The sequence below is a fragment of the Comamonas sp. MYb396 genome (assembly GCF_037479555.1).
Taxonomy (GTDB): Bacteria; Pseudomonadota; Gammaproteobacteria; order Burkholderiales; family Burkholderiaceae_C; genus Comamonas.
Window position 1 is genome coordinate 705035 of record NZ_JBBGYU010000002.1, and the last position, 20354, is coordinate 725388.

The window sequence follows — 20354 nt, forward strand, 5'->3', positions numbered from 1 at the left end:
GCGCCTGGGTTGATTCTGGGCAAACCACACTGTAACGAGTAAATAGCCGCCTTGCATCTGGGGACACCCTGCTGAGCGCCCAACGGTGGCCAGCCCCCTGCGGCAAGTCGTACCTGCGCGCTGCACTGCCACGGTGCCCCACTACAATAGATCGCTTATGGCTTCTGAATTCGACGTTTGTATCCGTGGCGCGGGCATTGTGGGCCGCAGCTTGGCATTGTTGCTGGCGCGCGAGCGCATGCATGTGGCGCTGGTGGACACGGCGCCTGCGCCCAGCAACAGCGGCCACGGCGATGTGCGCGCCTATGCGCTCAACCAGCTCTCGCGCGAGGTGCTGCAATCGGTGCGCAGCTGGCCCGAGGCCCAGTACGCCACCCCGGTGACCCGCATGGATGTCTATGGCGACCAGGGCGGCGAGGTGCATTTTGATGCGGCGCAGCAGCATACCGAGGCGCTGAACTGGATCGTCGATGTGCCTGCGCTGGAAGCGCAACTGGCCGCTGCCGTGCGCTACCAGCCGATGGTCGAGACGGTAGGCAGCCCGGTCGATGCCGCGCTGACGGTGGTTTGCGAAGGCAAGCACAGCCGCACCCGCGAAGAATTTGGCGTGGAGTTCGCCACCATCCCCTACCACCAGACGGCTGTTGCCACCCGCCTGCGCTGCGAGCGCCCCCATGGCCAGGCCGCGCGCCAGTGGTTTTCGGCCGCTGGCGATATTCTGGCCTTTTTGCCGCTGGGCGGCCCGGACGGCCATGAGGTGGCCGTGGTCTGGTCGCTGCCGGTCAGCCAGGTCGAAGGCGTCAAGGCGCTGGACGATGCAGGCCTGGCAATGGCACTGGAATCGGCCAGCCAGGGCATGCTGGGCCAGCTCACTGTTTGCGCCGAGCGCGCCGCCTGGCCGCTGCAGCAATCGGTCGCGCGCCAGTGGTGCGGCCCGATGCCGGGAAGCGCCTTGCAAGATACCGCCCGGGCCCAAAGCTGGGTGCTGGCTGGCGACAGCGCCCATGCCGTGCACCCGCTGGCCGGCCAGGGCCTGAACCTGGGCATGGCCGATATCGCCGCGCTGGCCCGCTTGCTGACCAGCGAAGATGCGCGCTGGCGCCGCCTGTCGGACCTGCGCCTGTTGCGCCGCTATGAGCGCGAACGCAAGGCGCGCCTGGCCCCCATCGGCTTGGCGATGGACAGCATTCAACAATTGTTTACCAGGCCAGAGACACCTTTGCAGAGCCTGAGAAACTGGGGCATGCGCGGCTTTGAGAGCAGCGGCCCGCTGAAATCCTGGGTCACCCGCCAGGCCATGGGAGTGAACTTTTAGCGCCCATCTGGTACAAACCGTCGTTCGGCCAAAAGCCGCTTGCGGTACCAAAATGTTCATAGTGACGGGGGTTTAGCGTTCAGGCGCAGTTCCTGCCCAGACGGACAGCGGTGCACCGCCAAGCGGCTTTCCCTGCGTTGGGGTCTCTCCAGCGCGCAGGCTTTCACCATCAAGATTCAAAAAAGGTTTCTCATGCGAATTCTCTCTACCGTATTGGCCAGTGCTGCCATCGCGGCCAGTTTCTCTGCCAGTGCGCAAGAAGACGCGATCCGCAAGGCGCTGGCAGAGCGTATCCCCCAGCTGCAAAAGATTGACGAAGTCAGCGCCACGCCGATGCAGGGCCTCTACGAAGTGCGCGTGGGCACCGATCTTTTCTACAGCGATGCCAAGGGCAACTACCTGATTCAGGGCGAGCTGATCGACACCCAGGCGCACCGCAACCTGACCGAAGACCGCATGAACAAGCTGACGGCGGTGGACTTCAACAGCCTGAACCTGAAGGACGCGATCAAGACCGTCAAGGGCAATGGCTCGCGCAAGATTGCCGTCTTTGAAGACCCCAACTGCGGCTACTGCAAGCGCTTCGAGAAAGACCTGCAAAACGTCAAGGACGTGACGGTCTACACCTTCCTCTACCCGATCCTGAGCCCTGACTCGGTCGAGAAGTCGCGCAACATCTGGTGCGCCAAGGACCCGGCCAAGGAATGGGCCAGCCACATGCTCAAGGGCACCGATGCCCCCGCCGCCGCTTCAAGCTGCGACGTGACCGCGCTGCAGCGCAATATGGAATTTGGCCGCAAGTACAAGATCACCGGCACGCCGACGATCTTCTTTGCCGATGGCTCGCGCGTTCCCGGCGCGATCGGCTCGGACGACCTGGAAAAGCGCCTCAAGGCCGTCAAGTAAGCCTGGCAGCTTGCTGCCCGCATCCCATCAGGCCCTTCGGGGCCTTTTTTGCGCCCCTTGAATTCCTGGGTCGGCACGCGACCATGCAATTGGGGCTACGCTTGCAGGCTATGACCCAAAGCGCACCCGCCCTGGCACCGCATGCCATCCAGTACACCATCACGCCCATCGATCTGCATGCCCACCTCTACCAGGTCGTGCTCAACATCCCCCGGCCCAAGGCGATGCAGACCGTGTCGCTGCCGGTCTGGATCCCTGGCAGCTACCTGGTGCGCGAGTTCTCCAAATCGCTGCAGGGCCTCGGCGCCAGCCAGAACGGGCAGCTGGTCGATATCCAGCAGCAGAACAAGAACACCTGGGTGGTGGACTGCAGCGCAGCGGAACCCCTCACCCTGAGCTACCAGATCTGCGCCTACGACAGCTCGGTGCGCACCGCCTGGCTCGACAGCCAGCGCGGCTTCTTCAACGGCACCAGCGTATTTTTGCGTGTGCATGGCACCGAGGCGTTGCTGCAGGTGCTGCACATCGAGCCGCCGGCCCAGCAGCCCCACTGGCAGGTGGCTACCGGCCTCTTGGCCGCGCAGACCAACCCCCAGGGCTTTGGCCGCTACCATGCCAGCAGCTACGACGAGCTGGTGGACTGCCCGGTGGAGATGGGGCCGTTCTGGAGCGCCGAGTTCAGCGCCCATGGCGTGGCGCACCGCTTTGTGGTGGCCGGCGCACCGCCCAGCTTTGATGGCGCACGCCTCATTGCCGATACGCAAAAGATCTGCGAGACCGAAATCCGGCTCTGGCACCCCCGGGGCAAGCCGCCCTTCGAGCGCTATGTGTTCATGCTCAACGCCATGGACGACAACTACGGCGGCCTGGAGCACAAGAACTCCACCGCCCTGATCTGCAGCCGGCGCGACCTGCCCCGCAAGGGCGAGGCCCAGGCCAGCAGCGGCTACATCACCTTGCTGGGCCTGATCAGCCACGAGTATTTCCACACCTGGAACGTCAAGCGCCTGCGCCCGATGGAGCTGGCCAGCTACGACTACGAGCGCGAGAACTACACCGAGCTGCTGTGGTTCTTCGAGGGCTTTACCAGCTACTACGACGACCTGGTCCTGCGCCGCGCCGGCCTGCTGGACAACAGCCAGTACCTCAAGCTGCTCAACAAGACCTTGAACCAGGTGCTGCAGACGCCGGGCCGCCATCTGCAAAGCGTGGCCGAGGCGAGCTATGACGCCTGGGTCAAGTACTACCGCCAGGATGAGAACACGCCCAACGCCACCGTCAGCTACTACACCAAGGGCTCGCTGGTGGCGCTGTGCCTGGACCTGAGCCTGCGCCGCGCAGGCCACAGCGGGCTGGATGTGGTGATGCGGGCACTGTACCGGCGCTGCAAGGCCGGCCCGATGCGCGAGCAGGACCTGCTCGATGTGCTGCATGAGCTGACGGGCCGCAGCTGGGCCGCCGACATCAGCGCCTGGGTGCATGGCAAGCTCGATCTGCCCGTGGCCGCCCTGCTCCAGGCCCATGGCGTGGATTGCCAGCCCGACAAGCCCCAGATCGCCCAGCAGCTGGGCCTGCGCGTGGCCGAGGGCGCTGCGGGCATCAGCATCAAGGTGGTGTTGCGCGGCGGCGCAGCCGAGGCCGCCGGCATGATGGCGGGCGATGAATGGCTTGGCATCGAGCCGCTGCAAGCCAGCAGCGACAGCATTGGCTGGCGCCTGCACAAGCTCGACGACCTGCCGCTGTACGCTGGGGATGCCCAGCAGGTGCTGGCCCTGGTGACCCGCGACAAACGCCTGCTGCGCCTGCCGCTGGCCTTGCCCGAGCGCGCCGCCAGCGCCGCAGCCAAGGGCCGCAAGAAACCCCCAAAAACTGCCAGCCAGAGCGATACGGTCACCTTGGCTGTCACCGATGTGAATCTGGTCAACCTCTGGCTGGACGGGCGCTGATCGCCGATAGCGGCGTGCCCACCTGCACCCAAAAAGCGCCATCTTGCGCAGGCTGCTGCGCCGCAACAGCCCGCTTGGTGTAGGATGCCTGTCGACCATGCGGGCGCCAGCAGGCCGCTGCTGCCCCACAAACCCAAGGAGATAGACCGTGGCCTATGAAATGATCGAAGTGCGCGTCGAAGCCGAAAAGGTGGGCATCATCACGCTCAACCGCCCCAAGGCGCTGAACGCGCTGAACGACCAGCTGATGAATGAGCTGGGGGAGGCGCTCAAGGCCTTTGACGCCGACAAGAACATTGGCTGCATGATCATCACCGGCAGCGAAAAAGCCTTTGCCGCAGGTGCCGACATTGGCGCCATGGCCAAGTACAGCTTTGCCGATGCCTATGGCGGCGACTACATCACCCGCAACTGGGAAGCGATCCGCAGCATCCGCAAGCCCGTCATTGCCGCTGTCAGCGGCTACGCGCTGGGTGGCGGCTGCGAGCTGGCCATGATGTGCGACTTCATCATCGCCGCCGACAACGCCCGCTTTGGCCAGCCCGAGATCAAGCTGGGCGTCATCCCTGGCGCCGGCGGCACGCAGCGCCTGCCCCGCGCCGTGGGCAAGGCCAAGGCCATGGACCTGGCCCTCACCGGCCGCATGATGAACGCCGACGAGGCCGAGCGTGCCAGCCTGGTCAGCCGCGTGGTGCCTGTGGACAAGCTGATGGAAGAGGCGCTGGGCGCAGCCATCATCATCAGCGGCTTCTCGCAGCTGGCCGTGATGGCCGCCAAGGAATCGGTGAACCGCGCGTTCGAGGGCAGCCTCAACGACGGCGTGATGTTCGAGCGGCGCCTGTTCCACGCGCTGTTCGCGACCAATGACCAGAAGGAAGGCATGGACGCCTTCGTCAACAAGCGCCCAGCCCAGTTCAGCAACAGCTGATCGGCGTTGCGGTGCCGTTGGCGCCAGGCCAATGGGTACAGGCACGGCCGGTACAGGCACGGCCAGTACAGGCACGGCCGGCGCCCGCCACGCCAAATGGCCCAATTTTGACAAAACCTGGCGACATTGATCGCCGGCCCAAATTTTCGGTATATAATTTCGTTCTGCCGGTCGTATAGCTCAGTTGGTTAGAGCGCAGCATTCATAATGCTGATGTCGTAGGTTCAAGTCCCACTACGACCACCAGGTTTCAAGCCGCAGTGATTGCACAATCACTGCGGCTTTTCTCTTTGGCGCATCTATGTTGACCGCTGCAAGTCCTGCCGAAAAAGTCGCGGCCAGCGCGCGGCATCGCAGCCATCCGCCCCTACAATGGAGTCCGTCGGTCGTATAGCTCAGTTGGTTAGAGCGCAGCATTCATAATGCTGATGTCGTAGGTTCAAGTCCCACTACGACCACCACATCCCACCGCAGTGCCTGCCACAGGCCCTGCGGTTTTTTTATGCCCGCAGGGGCACAATAGCCCCATGCAAGACCTGTTCAGCCCCGCCGCCGACGACGGCCAGCCGCCTTGGGAGCGCATTGCCATTGGCCGCCAGGCCTGCGTGCTGCGCGGCTTTGCGCTGCGCTGGGAGGATGACTTGCTGCGCCAGGTGCAGGCCATCGTGCAGCAGGCGCCGTTTCGGCATTTGCGCACCCCGGGCGGGCGCGATATGCAGGTGGCGATGAGCAACTGCGGCGCATTTGGCTGGTACAGCGACCAGCATGGCTACCGCTACAGCGCCACCGATCCCTTGAGCGGCCAGCCCTGGCCCGCCATGCCACCCGCCTTCGCAGCGCTGGCCGCCCAGGCGGCAGAAGCCGCCGAGCTGCCAGCCTTTGCGCCCAATGCCTGCCTGATCAACCGCTACAGCGTTGGCACCCGCCTGACCCTGCACCAGGACGAAGGTGACGCCCGCCACCCGATCGTGTCGGTGTCACTGGGCCTGCCCGCCATCTTTCTGTGGGGTGGCGATGCCCGCGCCGATGCCACGCAAAAGCTGCCACTGCAGCATGGCGATGTGGTGGTCTGGGGTGGCGTGGACCGCATGCGCTACCACGGGGTGATGCCGGTCAAGGATGGGACCAGCCCCACGGCGCATCCGCTGCTGGACGGGCAAAGAATCAACCTCACCTTCCGCCGCGCGACCTAGGCCGCTGGCTCAGGGGCCGCACCACCCAGCTCCTGCGACAGGCAATCGATAAAGCTGCGCACCTTGGGCGCCAGGTAGCGCCGGCTGGTGTAGATCGCATACAGGGTCACCGTCAGCGCCTCCCACTGGGGCAGCACCCGCTGCAGCTGGCCGCTGCGCAGGTCGTCCTCCACCAACCAGGATGGCAACAAGCCCAGGCCCATGCCGGCGCGCACCGCATGCAGGCTGAGGTTGGAATCATCGGACAGCAGGGCCGGCTGCAAGTGCAGCGGCGCGCTGCGGCCACCGGGCTGGCTCAACTGCATGGGGCTGAGCGACACATAGCTGGGCAGCACGGCAGGGTGCTGGGCCAGGTCGGCAGGTTGCTGGGGCGGGCCGGCCTGCTCCAGGTAAGCGGGGCTGGCCACCAGGTAGAACGGCACCTGGCACAGCGGGCGGGCAATCAGGTGCGGGGCGGGGTCGGACGAGGCGCGCAAGGCCATGTCATAGCCGGCGGTGGCCAGGTCGATCTTGTGGTTGTCCAGGTGGATGTCGACCAGCACCTGCGGGTAGCGGGCGCGGTAGCGCGCCAGGATGCGCGCCATCTGCGGCGTGGCGCACCAGACCGGCGCACTGATCTTGAGCTGGCCGCTGGGGGCCTGGTTATGCTGGCCGATCTCCTGGGCGGCGGCGTCCAGCATCTCCAGCGCCAGGCTGCTTTGCGCATACCAGCGCTGGCCCGCCTCGGTCAGGCTGATATGGCGGCTGCTGCGGTTGAGCAGGCGCGCGCCCAGGCGCTGCTCCAGCTGGGCCACATGCTTGCTGACCATCGGCGCCGAGATGCCCAGGCGCTCGGCAGCCTGGACAAAGCTGCCGTTGTCCACCACCGCCTGGAACACCTGCATGCTGGTGAGCTGGTCCATAGTTTCTTAATAGGAAATCAACCGCTGCATTTTAGCTACTTGGTTTCCTTTTAGGCAGCTACTACATTGGACGCAAGGAGTTTTCCATATGACCACGACCACCACCCCCGCCAGCACCAGCGGCAGCCGCCTGCCCGTCTACTTTATCTCGCACGGCGGCGGCCCCTGGCCCTGGATGCCCGAGATGCATGACTACTACGCGCAGCTGGCCGCCTCACTGGCCGATATGCCGCGCCAGATCGGCCGCACGCCGCGCGCGATCCTGATGGTGTCGGCCCACTGGGAGGCCGACACTTTTACCGTGCAGTCCACGCCCCAGCCCGGCATGATTTATGACTACGGCGGTTTTCCGGCCCACACCTACCAGGTCCACTACCGCTCGCCAGGTTCGCCTGAACTGGCCGGGCGTGTGGCGGGCCTGTTGGCCCAGGCCGGCATTGCCGTGCAGCAGGACGCCCAGCGCGGCTATGACCACGGCATGTTCTCGCCAATGGCCGCGATCTACCCCGAGGCCCATGTGCCGGTGGTGCAGCTGTCGCTGCGCCGGGGCCTGGACCCGGCAGAGCACCTGGCGTTGGGCCGGGCGCTGGCCGCCTTGCGCGATGAGGATGTGCTGATCATTGGCAGCGGCTTGTCCTACCACAACCTGCGTGCCTTCGGGCCCCAGGCCCGCGTGCCCTCCAAAGCCTTTGACGACTGGCTGGCCGAGACCATGCTGCAGCTGGACAGCGCCAGCCGCAGCCAGCGCCTGCTGGACTGGGAAGACGCCCCCGCCGCACGCATCGCCCATCCGCGTGAAGAGCATCTGCTGCCGCTGATGGTCGCGGTCGGCGCCGCCGAAGGCGACCGCGCCGTGCGTGTGTACCATGAAGACAACTTCATGGGTGGGCTGGCCGTATCCAGCTACCGGCTGGATGCCGCCTAAGCGCTGCTGATGGGCGGGAAGCTGCCGGCCTCTCCAAAAAAGTTGCATTACACAACCAAAAAGTTGTATATTGCAACCAAACACTGGAAAGACGCATGGCAGCCGCTACCGACACCCCCTTGGTCAACGACATCCGCAGCGCCTCGCGCACCATGGTGCGGGAGCTGGGCTTTATGGCCAACACCTTGGCGGCGACGCCCTATTCGGCCTCAGCCGTCCATGCGCTGCTGGAAATCGATGCGCATGGCCAGGTCACCGCCGCCCAGTTGGCAGAGTATCTGGGGCTGGACAAATCCAGCGTCAGCCGCATGCTGGCCAAGCTGATCGCCAATGGCGAGCTGCAAGAAGAGCCCTGCGCAGACGATGCCCGCGCCAAGCAGCTGCAGCTGTCAGCGCAGGGCCAACGCACGGTCGCAGGCATCCATGCCTATGGGCAGACCCAGGTGCGCAGTGCGCTGGCACAACTCAACCCCTCGCTGCAGCAGTCCGTGGCGCAGGGCTTGATGGCCTATGCCCAGGCCCTGCAGGCGCACCGGCTGGGCAGCGCGGCGGGCCAGGGCAGCGCTGCCACCTCGGCCACGGGCAGTATCCAGATTCACAGCGGCTACCGGCCCGGCGTCATCGGCCGGGTGGCCGAGATGCATGCCGTGTTCTATGCCCGGCACTGGGGCTTTGGCGCTTTCTTTGAAAGCAAGGTCGCCTCGGGCCTTGCCGAATTCAGCGGCCGCCTGGGCGAGCCTTGCAACCAGATCTGGACGGCGGTGCACAACGAGCGCATCGTCGGCTCGGTTGCGATTGACGGGCAGGACCTGGGCAACAACCAGGCGCATCTGCGCTGGTTCATTCTGGATGACGGCTGCCGCGGCGGCGGCGTGGGCCGCCAGCTGCTGACGCAGGCCCTCGCCTTTTGCGACCAGCGCGGCTTTGCCAGCACCGAGCTCTGGACCTTCCAGGGGCTGGATGCGGCACGCAAGCTCTACGAATCGCTGGGCTTTGCGCTGGTGCATGAAGAGGCCGGCCAGCAATGGGGCTCGACCGTGGTCGAGCAGCAGTTCAGCCGCCGCCGGCACGGCGCCTAGGTGGGCGATGCAGGCGCGCCAGCCAGCGCTGTGGGCAGCGGCCACCACCGGCATGCTGGTGGGCGCGGCCATGGTCTCCACCAGCGCGCTATCGCCTGCTGCCTCGCCAGCCAGCCTGGCGTTTTTGCGCTATGCCATCGGGCTGGCGATCCTCGCCGGCCCTGCACTGCTTGCCACCTGGCCGCGCTACCGCGCCCGCGATGCGCTGGCCATCGCCTTGCTGGGCGTCGCGCAGTTTGCGCTGCTGATCCTGCTGCTCAACCATGCACTGGCGCGCCTGCCCGCCTCCACCTGCGCGCTGGTGTTTGCCACCATGCCGCTCTTTACCTGGTGCCTGGCGGCGCTGTCGGGGCGCGAGCCTTTGAGCCGCCGCAGGCTGGCGGGCCTGGCACTGGCCGTCTGCGGCGTCGCCGTGCTGCTGCTTGGCAGTGCGCGCGCTGCCAGCGGCGTGGGTGGCGCAGGCAGCCTGGGCCTGCTGGGCGGCAGCGGCATGGCGGCCTTGCTCGCCGCCACCCTGGTGGGTGCGGCCACCAGCATTCTCTACGGGCCCTATATGCGGCGCTACCCGGCGCTGCCCACCAGCGGCCTGGCGATGGCCGCATCGGTGCTGTTTTTGGCGCTGTACTGCAGCTGGCAGGGCCAGCCGCTGTGGCCGGTGTTTTCTGCCACGCAGTGGGGCCATATGGTCTTTATCGGGCTGTCGAGCGGCCTGGGTTACTTTTGCCTGCTGTGGGCGCTGGGCCGGCTGCAGGCATCGCTGGTGATTGCCTTCCAGGCGCTGGGCCCTGTCACCGCCGCATTGCTGGAGCTGGCCTTGCACCAGCGCATGCCATCACCTGCGCTGCTGGCCCCCATCGCGCTGGTGCTGGCCGGCCTGGTCATCAGCACCCGGGCGCCTGCAGGCTAAGCCCAGCTTGCCCCAGTGCCGGACTGCGGCACCGCCAGTGTTTGTAGAATGCGGCCTCCAGCCCCTGGATATACACCATGAACCGCTGCACCACACCCCACACTCCCCATCACCGCCTGCGACGCAGGGCCCGCGCCAGCCTTGCGACCCTTGCGCTGGCACTGGGCGGCATCAGTGCCCTCCCCAGCCTGGCCCAGACCGCCACCTTTGCCCCGTTCCAAGGCCCCGTCCGCGCCTTTCCTCCGCAGGCCCTGCGTGGCTATCTGGTGGTCACCAGCCCGACCGAAGCCACGATCGACAACCAGGCGCTGCTGCTGGCACCGGCCTTCAAGCTCTACAACCCGCAAAACACGACGGTGCGCCCCAACACCGTGCTGGGCCAGAAGCTGACGGTGAACTATGTGATCGAGAAAACCAGCGGCCGCGTGCATGCCGCCTGGATCTTGAACAGCGAAGAAGCGGCCCTCAAACGCGACCGCGCCGACAACGGCTTCTGGAGCGGACTCTTTAAATAAAGCGCATTGGCGCCGCCGCTTGGGCTGACCGCCCCGGTCAAACCCGGCAGGGCGACCTGCGTATCCCCCCTTAGGCAGCAGTGCGCCCGCCTGGCGCCTGGCTTTCTGCCGTATTTCGGTATTCCCTCAGGCCTGCAACCGCAGCCCCTGGGCCCCCACGAGATTTGCACCATGTCCAAAAAAGTATTTATCAAAACCTTCGGCTGCCAGATGAACGAGTACGACTCGGACAAGATGGCCGATGTGCTGGGCGCTGCCCAGGGCTATGAACCCACACAGGACATGGACGAGGCCGACCTGATCCTCTTCAACACCTGCTCGGTGCGCGAGAAGGCACAGGAGAAGGTGTTCTCTGACCTGGGCCGCATCAAGCACCTGAAGGAAAAAGGCGTGCTGATCGGCGTGGGCGGCTGCGTGGCCAGCCAGGAAGGCGCCGAGATCATCAAGCGCGCCCCCTATGTCGATGTGGTGTTTGGCCCCCAGACCCTGCACCGCCTGCCCGAGCTGCTCAATGCCCGCGCGGCCAAGGCCAAGCCGCAGGTCGATATCTCCTTCCCCGAGATCGAAAAGTTCGACCACCTGCCGCCCGCCCGCGTCGAAGGTGCATCGGCCTTTGTCTCGATCATGGAAGGCTGCTCCAAGTACTGCAGCTATTGTGTGGTGCCCTACACCCGGGGTGAAGAGGTGAGCCGCCCGTTTGAGGACGTGCTGGTCGAGGTTGCAGGCCTGGCCGCGCAAGGCGTCAAGGAAATCACCTTGCTGGGCCAGAACGTGAATGCCTACCTGGGCAAGATGGGCGACACGGCCGAGATCGCCGACTTCGCGCTGCTGCTCGAATATGTGGCCGAGATCCCCGGCATCGAGCGCATCCGCTACACCACCAGCCACCCCAATGAGTTCACGCCGCGTCTGATCGAGGCCTACGCCAAGATCCCCAAGCTGGTCTCGCACCTGCACCTGCCGGTGCAGCACGGCAGCGACAAGATCCTGATGGCTATGAAGCGCGGCTACACCGCCATGGAGTACAAGAGCACGGTGCGCAAGCTGCGCGCCATCCGCCCCGATCTGGCGATGAGCAGCGACTTCATCGTGGGCTTCCCCGGCGAGACCGAAGAAGACTTCCAGAAGATGATGAAGCTCATTGGCGATGTGCGCTTTGACAACTCGTTCAGCTTTATCTTCAGCCCGCGCCCTGGCACCCCCGCTGCCAACCTGCCCGATGACACGCCTTACGAGGTCAAACTGCGCCGCCTGCAGGAGCTGCAAGCCGTCATCAACCACAACATCAAGACCATCAGCGAAGAGCGCCTGGGCACCGTGCAGCGCCTGCTGGTGGAAGGCAAGTCCAAGCGCGACAACGGCGAGCTGATGGGCCGCACCGAGTGCAACCGCGTGGTCAACTTCCCCGGCCAGGAGCGCCTGATTGGCCAGATGGTTGATGTGCGCATCACCGAGACCATGACCTATACGCTGCGCGGCGAGGTTCTGATCACCCACTGAGATCCATTGCTGGCAGGCCGAGGCCGCGCTGGTCAGGCGCAGCAAACACGGTGAAAATAGCCCTCTGCCCTGCTTTTGTGGCCCGCAAAGGCCCCACCTGCCTTGGGGCCCGTTAGCATGCAGGGGGCGCATGAGGGATGCGCTATTACTAGAAAGGCATCATCACCATGGCATCCGTGTCCGACCCGTCCACCGCACTGCGCAGCGAGGCGCTTGACGCCTTTCTGGACCATGTTGATGCGCTGTTCAACACCGAGGACGAGACGCAGGAATGGCCTGCCCGCCAGGCCGCAGCCGCCCAGCAGCTCGCATCGCGCGCGCTGGAGCCCGAGGACCTGGACCAGTTGCGCCGCGTCTACCGCCTGTGGAGCATGGCCGGCCAGCCCGCCCAGGCCCTTGCCGCCGTGCAGCAGCACCAGCCCCGCCTGCTGCAGGAGCTGAGCGCTGGCGCCCAGCGCGATGCCGCCGTCACCATGGCCATGCTGCAGGCCGATGCCGCCGAGGATGTGCCCGACCTCCCCCCCGAACAGTACCGCGACGTGATCGCGCAGGCCATGGCGGCCGTGGACCAGGCCGGCGACCTGGGTGACCCCGACCGTGCCTGGCGCCACTTGGCCCGCCATGCCCACCAGGCCCAGGCGCTGGACCTGCAAGAGCAGATCTGCCGCAAGCAGCACCAGTACAAAAGCCAGCAGGCCGACCGCGCCCATCTGCGCGCCTGGGACGATGCGATGCTGGCCACGCGCCTGGGCCGCATCGAAGTGGCCAAGGGCAACAGCGCTGCGGCCCGCGACCTGGGCCACTACGCGCTGCAAAAGCTCCAGCGCGCCGAAGCGGGCCAGGACATCGACACCGATGACTGGCTGCTGCTGGGCGAGGACATCATTGCGCTGGCCCCGGATGCGCTGGCCCAGCACAGCGAGCTGACGCTGGCGAGCCTGCCCAGCACCGCCTCGCCCGCCGCCTGGCGCGATACCCGCGCCCAGCTCGCGCGCCTGGCCGCTGGCAGCCTGCACCAGCAAGGCGCGCTCGATGCAGCGATCAGCAAAGGCCAGGAAGGCCGCTTTGCGCTGGTGCGCGACAGTGACGACCGCAGCAGCGCCTTGCTGATCGACTGGCTGGTGCAGGCAGCGCGCCTACCCGAGGCCGCCCACATGTGCTTTGAGAGCACCTTGCACAGCCGCCCCGGATCGCGCGAAGCGGCCTGCCGCCAGGCGCTGGCCCATCTGGGCGAATCGGATGGTGCGCCGTACTGGGCGCTCACCCTGATGGCCGCCGCGCAGGACGAGGACCTCGCTGAGTTTCTGCCCGCCGACATGGATGCCGAGCAGGCCTTTGCGCACTACAGCGCCATCGTGCAGCAGCAGTCGCTCAACCACCCGATGTGGCGCCTGCTGCAGGGCAACCATCTGTTCGAGCAGCAGGACTATGCGCAGGCCTTGCCGCTCCTGGAAACCCTGGCCGAGCGCCCCCAGTACGCCAATGGCGAGCTGGCCTACCGTTTGTTTGTCTGCCGCGCCCGCGTGGCGGGCCTGGCCAGCGCGCTGCAGTCGCCCTATATCCGCTGCGACAGCGGCAGCTGGTGCTATGCGATGGGCGTGCAACTGGACGACGACGAGGCGCTGATGCAAGCCATTGGCGGCGAGGGCGAAGAGCTGCCCGGCGACTGGCCCTACGACGAGCTGCTGCGCTGGATCAAGCACTACTACGAGACCGGCCAGGCCCGCTTCGAGCACTGGTTTGCCACCGGCCAGGGCAGCTACAAGGATGGCAACCTGCACGACTACTCAATGCTGTGCAACAACCTGGCCATCAAGTACCGCTACAACGACGAAAACTACGACGGCGCGCTGGCCCTGCATGCCAAAGGCATTGCGACCAGCCCCTTTGCCGAGCACTACAACGGCATCGTCTCGACCCATATCGACAGCGACAACTACGCACAGCTCATCGGTGCCGCTGAGCAGCTGTGGCACTACAGCCAGGACCATGGCTACAGCCGCCACAGCCCCTGCGACTACTTCCCCAAGGTGGCCTACGCGCTCTACCAGCAAGACCGCAATGTGGAAAACAGCATCTGGCTGGAGCGCCTGGACGAGTGGTGGAGCCAGCTCGATGAGGACGAGCAGCGCAGCGAGCGCTATGACTATCTGCGCAGCCTGCTCAACCAGCTCGACTACTACTCGGCTACCCATGGCGCCGAGGTGCTGCCGCGCCTGCAAGCGCTGCTGCCTGAGCTGGAACAGCGCCAGAACCCCTACCTGCTGCGCCGCGCAGGCGACGCGATGCAGACCTCGGGCACGGACCAGCAGGCCTTGCAGATCTACCAGCAGGCGCTGGCCTGCGCGCCTGCCGATGACGCGGCCGAGCGCGAGAAGCTGCAGGCCACGATCGACAAGCTCCATGCCCAGCTGATCACCGCAGCGCCTGGCGCGGGCGGCGGCAAACCCTGGTGGAAGTTCTGGTAAGCCCATCCATGCGCTCAAGCACGGTGTACCTGGCGCGCAATGTGGTCAACGCGCCCGAGCTCAAGGCCCGCATCGCCGCGCGCAGCCGCGAGCGCGGCGACACGCCCGAGATTGCGGCCTGGCTGCAGAACCATTTCTACCGCTACCTGGTAGGCAATCTTCAGTCGCCGCCCGAGGCCGTACAGGCCATCACCACCACCGAAGCGCTGCAGCAGCGCTATGCCGTTGGCGCACCGGCCTGGGCGCTGGCCTTGCTGGCGCGCAAACCCGGCCCCGAGGCAGCGCAGGCCGATTCGGCGCTGTGGTGGATCAGCCCTGCCCATGACAGCGTGCTGGCGCTGGAGCGCCAGCTGCTGGAGTTTTTGCAGTCGCGCCAGGGCACCTCGCTGGAAGGCAAGCTCGCCCGCATCAACTGCCCGCAGGCCTTGGAGCGCTGGGCGCAGGAGCACCAGGCTTTCGAGGCCCAGCAACTGGCCGGTTGGCGCCAGCACCAGCCCCATGCAGTGCAGACGGTTTGGCAAGGCAGCCAGGGCGCATTTGTCGAGCTGTTGCCCGGCAGCGGCGTGCTGCGCGAAGAGATGGCCTACGAGAGCCAGATGATGCGCCACTGCCTGGGCCAGTTTGCCAACCGCCGCCAGCTCAGCGGCGGCTATGGCGAGCACTATGCCGAGGGCTGCGAGCAAGGCCGCATGCGCATCTTCAGCTACCGCACCGGCCAGGGCCAGCCGCGCATCACCATCAATGCCTGGCTGCAGCCCGATGGGCGCCTGCGCATCGACCAGATCAAGGGCAAGCAAAACCGCCCGCCGGTAGACCGCTACCGCGCTGACGTCATTGCCTTTTTGAACCAGCTGAACACCAGCGAAGACACGCCCGACGATGCACTGGGCATGCGCCTGCTGCGCACCACCGGTGCCCAGGCGGGCTGGCATGCGGTGGAGAGCTTGCACAGCGAGGCTGAGCATTTGCAGCTGTGGCAGCGCCAGCCCAGGCTGCTGGCCCATGTGCCGCAGGCCTCGCCGCTGGTGCAATGGCTGGCGGCCGCACATGACAGCAGCCTGCTGGCTGGCCAAAACCTGCCGCCTGCGCTGGCCTACAGCCTGGCGCAGGCGGGCAAGGCACCCGCCAAAATGCCGCCGGGCATGCAGCCGGAGGCACAGCGATGATCCAGATCCTGGTAGCAGCCATCGGGCTGTGGCTGGTGTGGCAATGCGTGCGGGCCTTTCGCCGCCAATGGGGCAGCCAGGCGCCTGCGCCCTCGGGCCCACTGGGGCATTACCGGCTCACACCCGAGCAGAACTGGGCGCTGGCGCTGGCCCACCCGATGGCCTTCCATGCGCTCAAGGATGGCTTTGCCGACAGCGCCATGCCCGCGCCCACCAGCAGCCTGGCGGCATCGCTGCGGCCCATGGCCTTGCATGCCTTTGGCCTGCGCACCGACCTGGACGATGCCAAGGTGCGACAGCAGCTGCCCGAGCGCATGCGCACGCGCTGGTGGTGCCTGGATGTGGAGCGGCTGCAGGCGGGGGACGACGCCCGCGCCGCGATGGCCTTTGCCTGCGTGCGCGCCAGCTTTTTTGTGCGTACCGCCGCCATGCTGGGCTGGATCAGCGCCGAGCAGCAGTGGCAGCTGCTGCAGCTCAATGCCGCGCGCGCCCGCGATTGCTTTGGCAGCTGGCAGGAGCTGGGCAGCGCCTATATCCAGGGCCGCGCCCAATGGGTGGCCAAGGGCCGCTCGGACGCGCTGGGCCGCAGCATCAGCGCCGAGGAGTTGCAGCACTGGCTGCAGGATGCTTCGCACCCCTGGGGGGCATACGCCTGGCGTTGAGCGCGCCCCAGACCTTTTTTTGCGGCAATGGCCGCTTGTTTTATTCAGGCCATGAATATTCTCAAGCGTCAAATACCGTGCGGGCCTCGGTAAAGCGGCGCGAGAAATAGGGATTGGCCAGGCTCACGGTCTTGACCACGCCGCCGCTCGACGGCGCATGCACAAACTGGCCATTGCCCGCATAGATGCCCATGTGCGAATAGCGCCCGCCCATGGTGTTGAAGAACACAAAATCGCCGCGCTGCAGGTCACGCCTGTCGATCTCGGCGCTCACCCCCGCCCACTGCGCCGTGGTGCGCGGCAAGCGGCGCGTAGTGATGCCCTGGATCGCATACTGGATCAGACCGCTGCAGTCAAAGCCGCCTTCGGGTGTGTTGCCACCATAGGTGTAGGGCGTGTTGACCACCAGCATGACCCGCGCATAGAGCGCTTCGCGCAGCTCACCGCTCAAGCCCAGGTTGACGGGCACCACGCCGCTGTCCACACGCGGTGACGTCGACGTACCGCCTGCCGTGCGCTGGCCCCCCTCTTGCCGCGCCGTGCGTGGCGGCGAGGCGCCGCAGCCTGCCAGCAGCGCCGATGCCGACAGCGCCCAGAGCAAAAAGGGACGGCGCGCAGCCGCGTCTTGGTGGTCCATGGTCTCCCCCTTGGATTCAGGCCGCAAGAAATTCATAAAGCATATTATTCACAATTTCATGCAAGTTTGTGAAATGTATTGGTATTTCTCGCGGAGATACGGCCTCTCTCGTATTTTTACCAATTTGTCAAACGTGCTGAATACCCGGAATGCCCAACTATTCTGCTTTCAGAGGGAGAAGACTACAATTTGTGTCGTAAGCATAGAAAACAAGCATCCTTCATTGAAAGGACACCCCATGGTGCAATTCTCCAGACGCCAGTTCATGAAAGTGACTGGTTCGACTCTGGCGGGTTCCAGCCTGGCAATGATGGGCTTCTCGCCCGCCACTGCGCTTGCCGGAGTCCGTCAGTACAAGCTGGTCGGCAGCACAGTGACACGGCAAACCTGCACGTATTGCTCTGTTGGCTGCGGCATTTTGATGTACTCGCTGGGCGATGGCGGCAAGAACGCCAAACTCTCGGTGATCCACGTCGAAGGCGATCCCGACCATCCCGTCAACCGCGGCACGCTGTGCCCCAAGGGCGCATCGCTGCTGGACATCGTCCACAGCCCCAACCGCCTGCTCTACCCCGAATACCGCGCGCCCGGCTCCAACGAGTGGAAGCGCCTGTCCTGGGATGAGGCGCTGACCCGCATTACCAAGCTGCTCAAGGACGATCGCGACGCGAACTTCCTGGAGAAGACGGATGATGGCCTGACGGTGAACCGTTGGACCTCGACCGGCATGCTGGCCGCATCGGCTGCCAGCAACGAGGCCGGTTACATCACCTACAAAGTGGCCCGCTCTTGGGGCATGTTGGCGTTCGATAACCAAGCCCGTGTCTGACACGGCCCGACGGTGGCAGGTCTTGCCCCGACGTTTGGCCGTGGAGCGATGACGAACCATTGGGTCGACATCAAGAACGCGGACGTTATTTTGATCATGGGCGGCAATGCCGCTGAAGCCCACCCTTGCGGCTTCAAATGGGTGACCGAGGCGAAGGAGCACAACAAGGCTCACTTCATGGTGGTCGACCCGCGCTTTAACCGATCGGCTTCGGTGGCGGATTTCTACGCCCCTATCCGCTCCGGTTCGGACATTGTTTTCCTCGGCGGTGTGATCAACTACCTGCTGACGAATGACAAGATCCACCACGAGTACGTGCGCAACTACACCGACTTCACGTTCATCGTGCGGGAAGACTTTGCGTTCGACGAAGGCATCTTCTCGGGCTACAACCCGGAAAAGCGCACCTACGACAAGGCCAGCTGGGACTACGAGCTGGGCGAGGACGGCTACGTCAAGACCGACCCAAGCCTGCAGCACCCGCGTTGCGTCTACCAATGGCTCAAGCGCCATTACGCCAGCTATACGCCTGAGAAGGTCGAGAGCGTCTGCGGCACGCCCCAGGCCAAGTTCCTGCACGTCTGCGAAAAGCTTGCATCGACGGCAGAAGCGGGCCGCGCAGCGACCATCCTGTACGCCCTCGGCTGGACCCAGCACTCGATCGGCGCGCAGATCCTGCGCACCGGCGCCATGGTGCAGCTGCTCTTGGGCAATATCGGTGTCGCCGGTGGTGGCATGAACGCCTTGCGCGGTCACTCCAACATCCAGGGCCTGACCGACCTGGGCCTGCTGTCCAACGCACTGCCCGGCTACCTGACCTTGGCCAACCAGGGTGAGCAGGACTACCAGAAGTACATCGACGCGCGCACGCAAAAGCCTTTGCGTGCCAACCAGATGAGCTACTGGCAGAACTACCCCAAGTTCCATGTGAGCCTGATGAAGGCTTTCTGGGGACCGGCTGCGACCAAGGACAACAACTGGGCCTATGACTACCTGCCCAAGCTCGACAAGCAGTACGACATGCTGCAGATTTTCGAGCTGATGAACGAAGGCAAGGTCAACGGCTACATCGCCCAGGGCTTCAACCCGCTGGCGGCGCTGTCCAACAAGAGCCGTGTGCGCGACGGGCTGGCCAAGCTCAAGTTCCTGGTGATCATGGACCCGCTGGCCACCGAGACCTCGGAGTTCTGGAAGAACTACGGCGAGTACAACGACATCGACACCGCATCGGTGCAGACCGAGGTGTTCCGCCTGCCCACCACCTGCTTCGCTGAAGAAGATGGCGCGGTCGTGAGCTCCTCGCGTGTGCTGCAGTGGCACTGGAAGGCCTCCGAGCCGCCCGGTGAAGCCAAGACCGACATCGCAATCATGTCGGCCCTGCACCTGCGCATGAAGGCGGCCTACCAGAAGGACGGCGGCAAGTTCCCCGATCCGATCCAGAACCTGTGGTGGCCTTATGCACAGCCTGCGCACCCTTCGTCCGAAGAGATTGCCAAGGAGTACAACGGCCGCGCACTGACCGACCTCACGGCGTCCGACGGCAAGGTGCTGCGCCCTGCCGGCCAGCAGCTGTCCGGTTTTGGCGAGCTGCGTGACGATGGCTCCACGATGAGTGGCTGCTGGATCTGGGCGGGCAGCTGGACCGAGGCGGGCAACCAGATGGGCCGCCGCGACAACAGCGACCCGACCGGCATCGGCAACACGCTGAACTGGGCCTGGGCCTGGCCGGCCAACCGCCGCGTGTTGTACAACCGCGCATCGGCGGATCTGGAAGGCAAGCCTTTCAACCCGAATCGCACCTTGGTCAAGTGGAATGGCTCGACCTGGGGCGGCGCGGACGTACCCGACTACGGCCCGACCATCAAGCCCGAGACCGGCACCGGCCCGTTCATCATGAACCCTGAAGGGGTGGCGCGCTTCTTTGCCCGCAAGGGCATGAACGAAGGTCCGTTCCCGACGCACTACGAGGCATTCGACAACCCGCTGGGCTACAACCCGATGTACCCGAAGAACGACAAGGCGGTCAGCAACCCGGCAGCCCGCGTCTTCCCGGCCATCTGGGAGACCTTCGGCAAGGCGGACGAATTCCCGCATGTGGGCACGACCTACCGTTTGACGGAGCACTTCCACTACTGGACCAAGCACGCGCTGCTGAACTCCATCATCCAGCCCGAGCAGTTCGTCGAGATCGGCGAGGCGCTGGCCAAGGAGATCGGCATTGCGACGGGCGCCATGGTGAAGGTCAGCTCCAAGCGTGGCTACATCAAGGCCGCTGCGGTGGTGACCAAGCGCATCAAGCCGATGCAGATCGAAGGCAAGACGGTGCACCACGTGGGTATCCCTATCCACTGGGGCTTCAAGGGCCTGACCAAGCCTGGCTTCCTCGCCAACACCCTCACCCCGTTTGTGGGTGATGGCAACAGCAATACGCCAGAGTTCAAGACCTTCCTCGTGAAGGTTGAGAAGATCTAAGGAG

General features: G+C 65.2%; 16 protein-coding genes and 2 tRNA genes. 16 read left to right on the forward strand and 2 right to left on the reverse strand.

The annotated features are described in order from the left end of the window. Positions 1–157 precede the first annotated feature (157 nt). The 7 genes from WH265_RS07360 to alkB all read left to right on the forward strand — a co-directional run bounded on the left by WH265_RS07360 (position 158) and on the right by alkB (position 6288). Complete coding sequence (locus WH265_RS07360; protein WP_339557810.1) at positions 158–1315, forward strand: FAD-dependent monooxygenase; 1158 nt, start codon at positions 158–160, stop codon at positions 1313–1315. A 192-nt stretch (positions 1316–1507) separates the two neighbouring features. Beyond that, the gene (locus tag WH265_RS07365; RefSeq protein ID WP_021027301.1) at positions 1508–2221 is read left to right on the forward strand and encodes a DsbC family protein; all 714 of its coding nucleotides are present in this window, start codon (positions 1508–1510) and stop codon (positions 2219–2221) included. A gap of 110 nt (positions 2222–2331) precedes the next feature. After that, positions 2332–4167, forward strand: a complete 1836-nt coding sequence (locus WH265_RS07370; protein ID WP_339557811.1) for a M61 family metallopeptidase — start codon at positions 2332–2334, stop codon at positions 4165–4167. A 148-nt stretch (positions 4168–4315) separates the two neighbouring features. Continuing rightward, a complete protein-coding gene (locus WH265_RS07375; RefSeq protein WP_021025456.1) occupies positions 4316–5095 on the forward strand; it encodes an enoyl-CoA hydratase in 780 nt (259 codons plus the stop codon). A 169-nt stretch (positions 5096–5264) separates the two neighbouring features. Continuing rightward, positions 5265–5341: transfer RNA gene (locus WH265_RS07380), tRNA-Met, on the forward strand. A 138-nt stretch (positions 5342–5479) separates the two neighbouring features. Next, a tRNA-Met gene (locus WH265_RS07385) sits at positions 5480–5556 on the forward strand. Between the two features lie 66 nt (positions 5557–5622). Continuing rightward, on the forward strand, positions 5623–6288 hold the full coding sequence (gene alkB / locus WH265_RS07390; RefSeq protein ID WP_339557812.1) for a DNA oxidative demethylase AlkB: 666 nt from the start codon (positions 5623–5625) through the stop codon (positions 6286–6288). Here alkB and WH265_RS07395 read toward each other — a convergent pair. Continuing rightward, a complete protein-coding gene (locus WH265_RS07395; protein ID WP_339557813.1) occupies positions 6285–7190 on the reverse strand; it encodes a LysR family transcriptional regulator in 906 nt (301 codons plus the stop codon). The two genes, alkB and WH265_RS07395, sit on opposite strands and share 4 nt — an antisense overlap. An 88-nt stretch (positions 7191–7278) precedes the next feature. Here WH265_RS07395 and WH265_RS07400 point away from each other — a divergent pair, with 88 nt between their 5' ends. From WH265_RS07400 to WH265_RS07435, 8 genes are all read left to right on the forward strand, one after another. Further along, positions 7279–8115, forward strand: coding sequence for a DODA-type extradiol aromatic ring-opening family dioxygenase (locus tag WH265_RS07400; protein ID WP_339557814.1), 837 nt, complete (start codon positions 7279–7281; stop codon positions 8113–8115). Positions 8116–8210: 95 nt separating this feature from the next. After that, positions 8211–9194, forward strand: coding sequence for a bifunctional helix-turn-helix transcriptional regulator/GNAT family N-acetyltransferase (locus tag WH265_RS07405; RefSeq protein ID WP_339557815.1), 984 nt, complete (start codon positions 8211–8213; stop codon positions 9192–9194). Positions 9195–9201: 7 nt separating this feature from the next. Further along, on the forward strand, positions 9202–10101 hold the full coding sequence (locus tag WH265_RS07410) for a DMT family transporter (protein WP_339557816.1): 900 nt from the start codon (positions 9202–9204) through the stop codon (positions 10099–10101). Between the two features lie 77 nt (positions 10102–10178). Next, the gene (locus WH265_RS07415) at positions 10179–10616 is read left to right on the forward strand and encodes a hypothetical protein (protein ID WP_339557817.1); all 438 of its coding nucleotides are present in this window, start codon (positions 10179–10181) and stop codon (positions 10614–10616) included. A gap of 171 nt (positions 10617–10787) precedes the next feature. Continuing rightward, positions 10788–12116, forward strand: a complete 1329-nt coding sequence (gene miaB / locus WH265_RS07420) for a tRNA (N6-isopentenyl adenosine(37)-C2)-methylthiotransferase MiaB (RefSeq protein ID WP_312989610.1) — start codon at positions 10788–10790, stop codon at positions 12114–12116. Positions 12117–12283: 167 nt separating this feature from the next. Next, positions 12284–14584: a hypothetical protein gene (locus tag WH265_RS07425; protein ID WP_339557818.1), complete on the forward strand. Its 2301-nt coding sequence runs from the start codon at positions 12284–12286 to the stop codon at positions 14582–14584. Positions 14585–14592: 8 nt separating this feature from the next. Further along, positions 14593–15750, forward strand: coding sequence for a hypothetical protein (locus WH265_RS07430; protein WP_339557819.1), 1158 nt, complete (start codon positions 14593–14595; stop codon positions 15748–15750). Further along, positions 15747–16412 (forward strand): DUF1266 domain-containing protein, encoded by a 666-nt coding sequence (locus tag WH265_RS07435; protein WP_021026448.1) that lies wholly within the window; start codon positions 15747–15749, stop codon positions 16410–16412. Before WH265_RS07430 ends, WH265_RS07435 begins: the two co-directional genes overlap by 4 nt. A 61-nt stretch (positions 16413–16473) precedes the next feature. Here the strand turns inward: WH265_RS07435 and WH265_RS07440 are convergent, their stop codons facing one another. Beyond that, complete coding sequence (locus tag WH265_RS07440) at positions 16474–17049, reverse strand: C40 family peptidase (protein WP_339517296.1); 576 nt, start codon at positions 17047–17049, stop codon at positions 16474–16476. 238 nt (positions 17050–17287) lie between these two features. Here WH265_RS07440 and fdnG point away from each other — a divergent pair, with 238 nt between their 5' ends. After that, positions 17288–20350: a formate dehydrogenase-N subunit alpha gene (gene fdnG, locus WH265_RS07445; protein WP_339557820.1), complete on the forward strand. Its 3063-nt coding sequence runs from the start codon at positions 17288–17290 to the stop codon at positions 20348–20350. Positions 20351–20354: the final 4 nt, after the last annotated feature.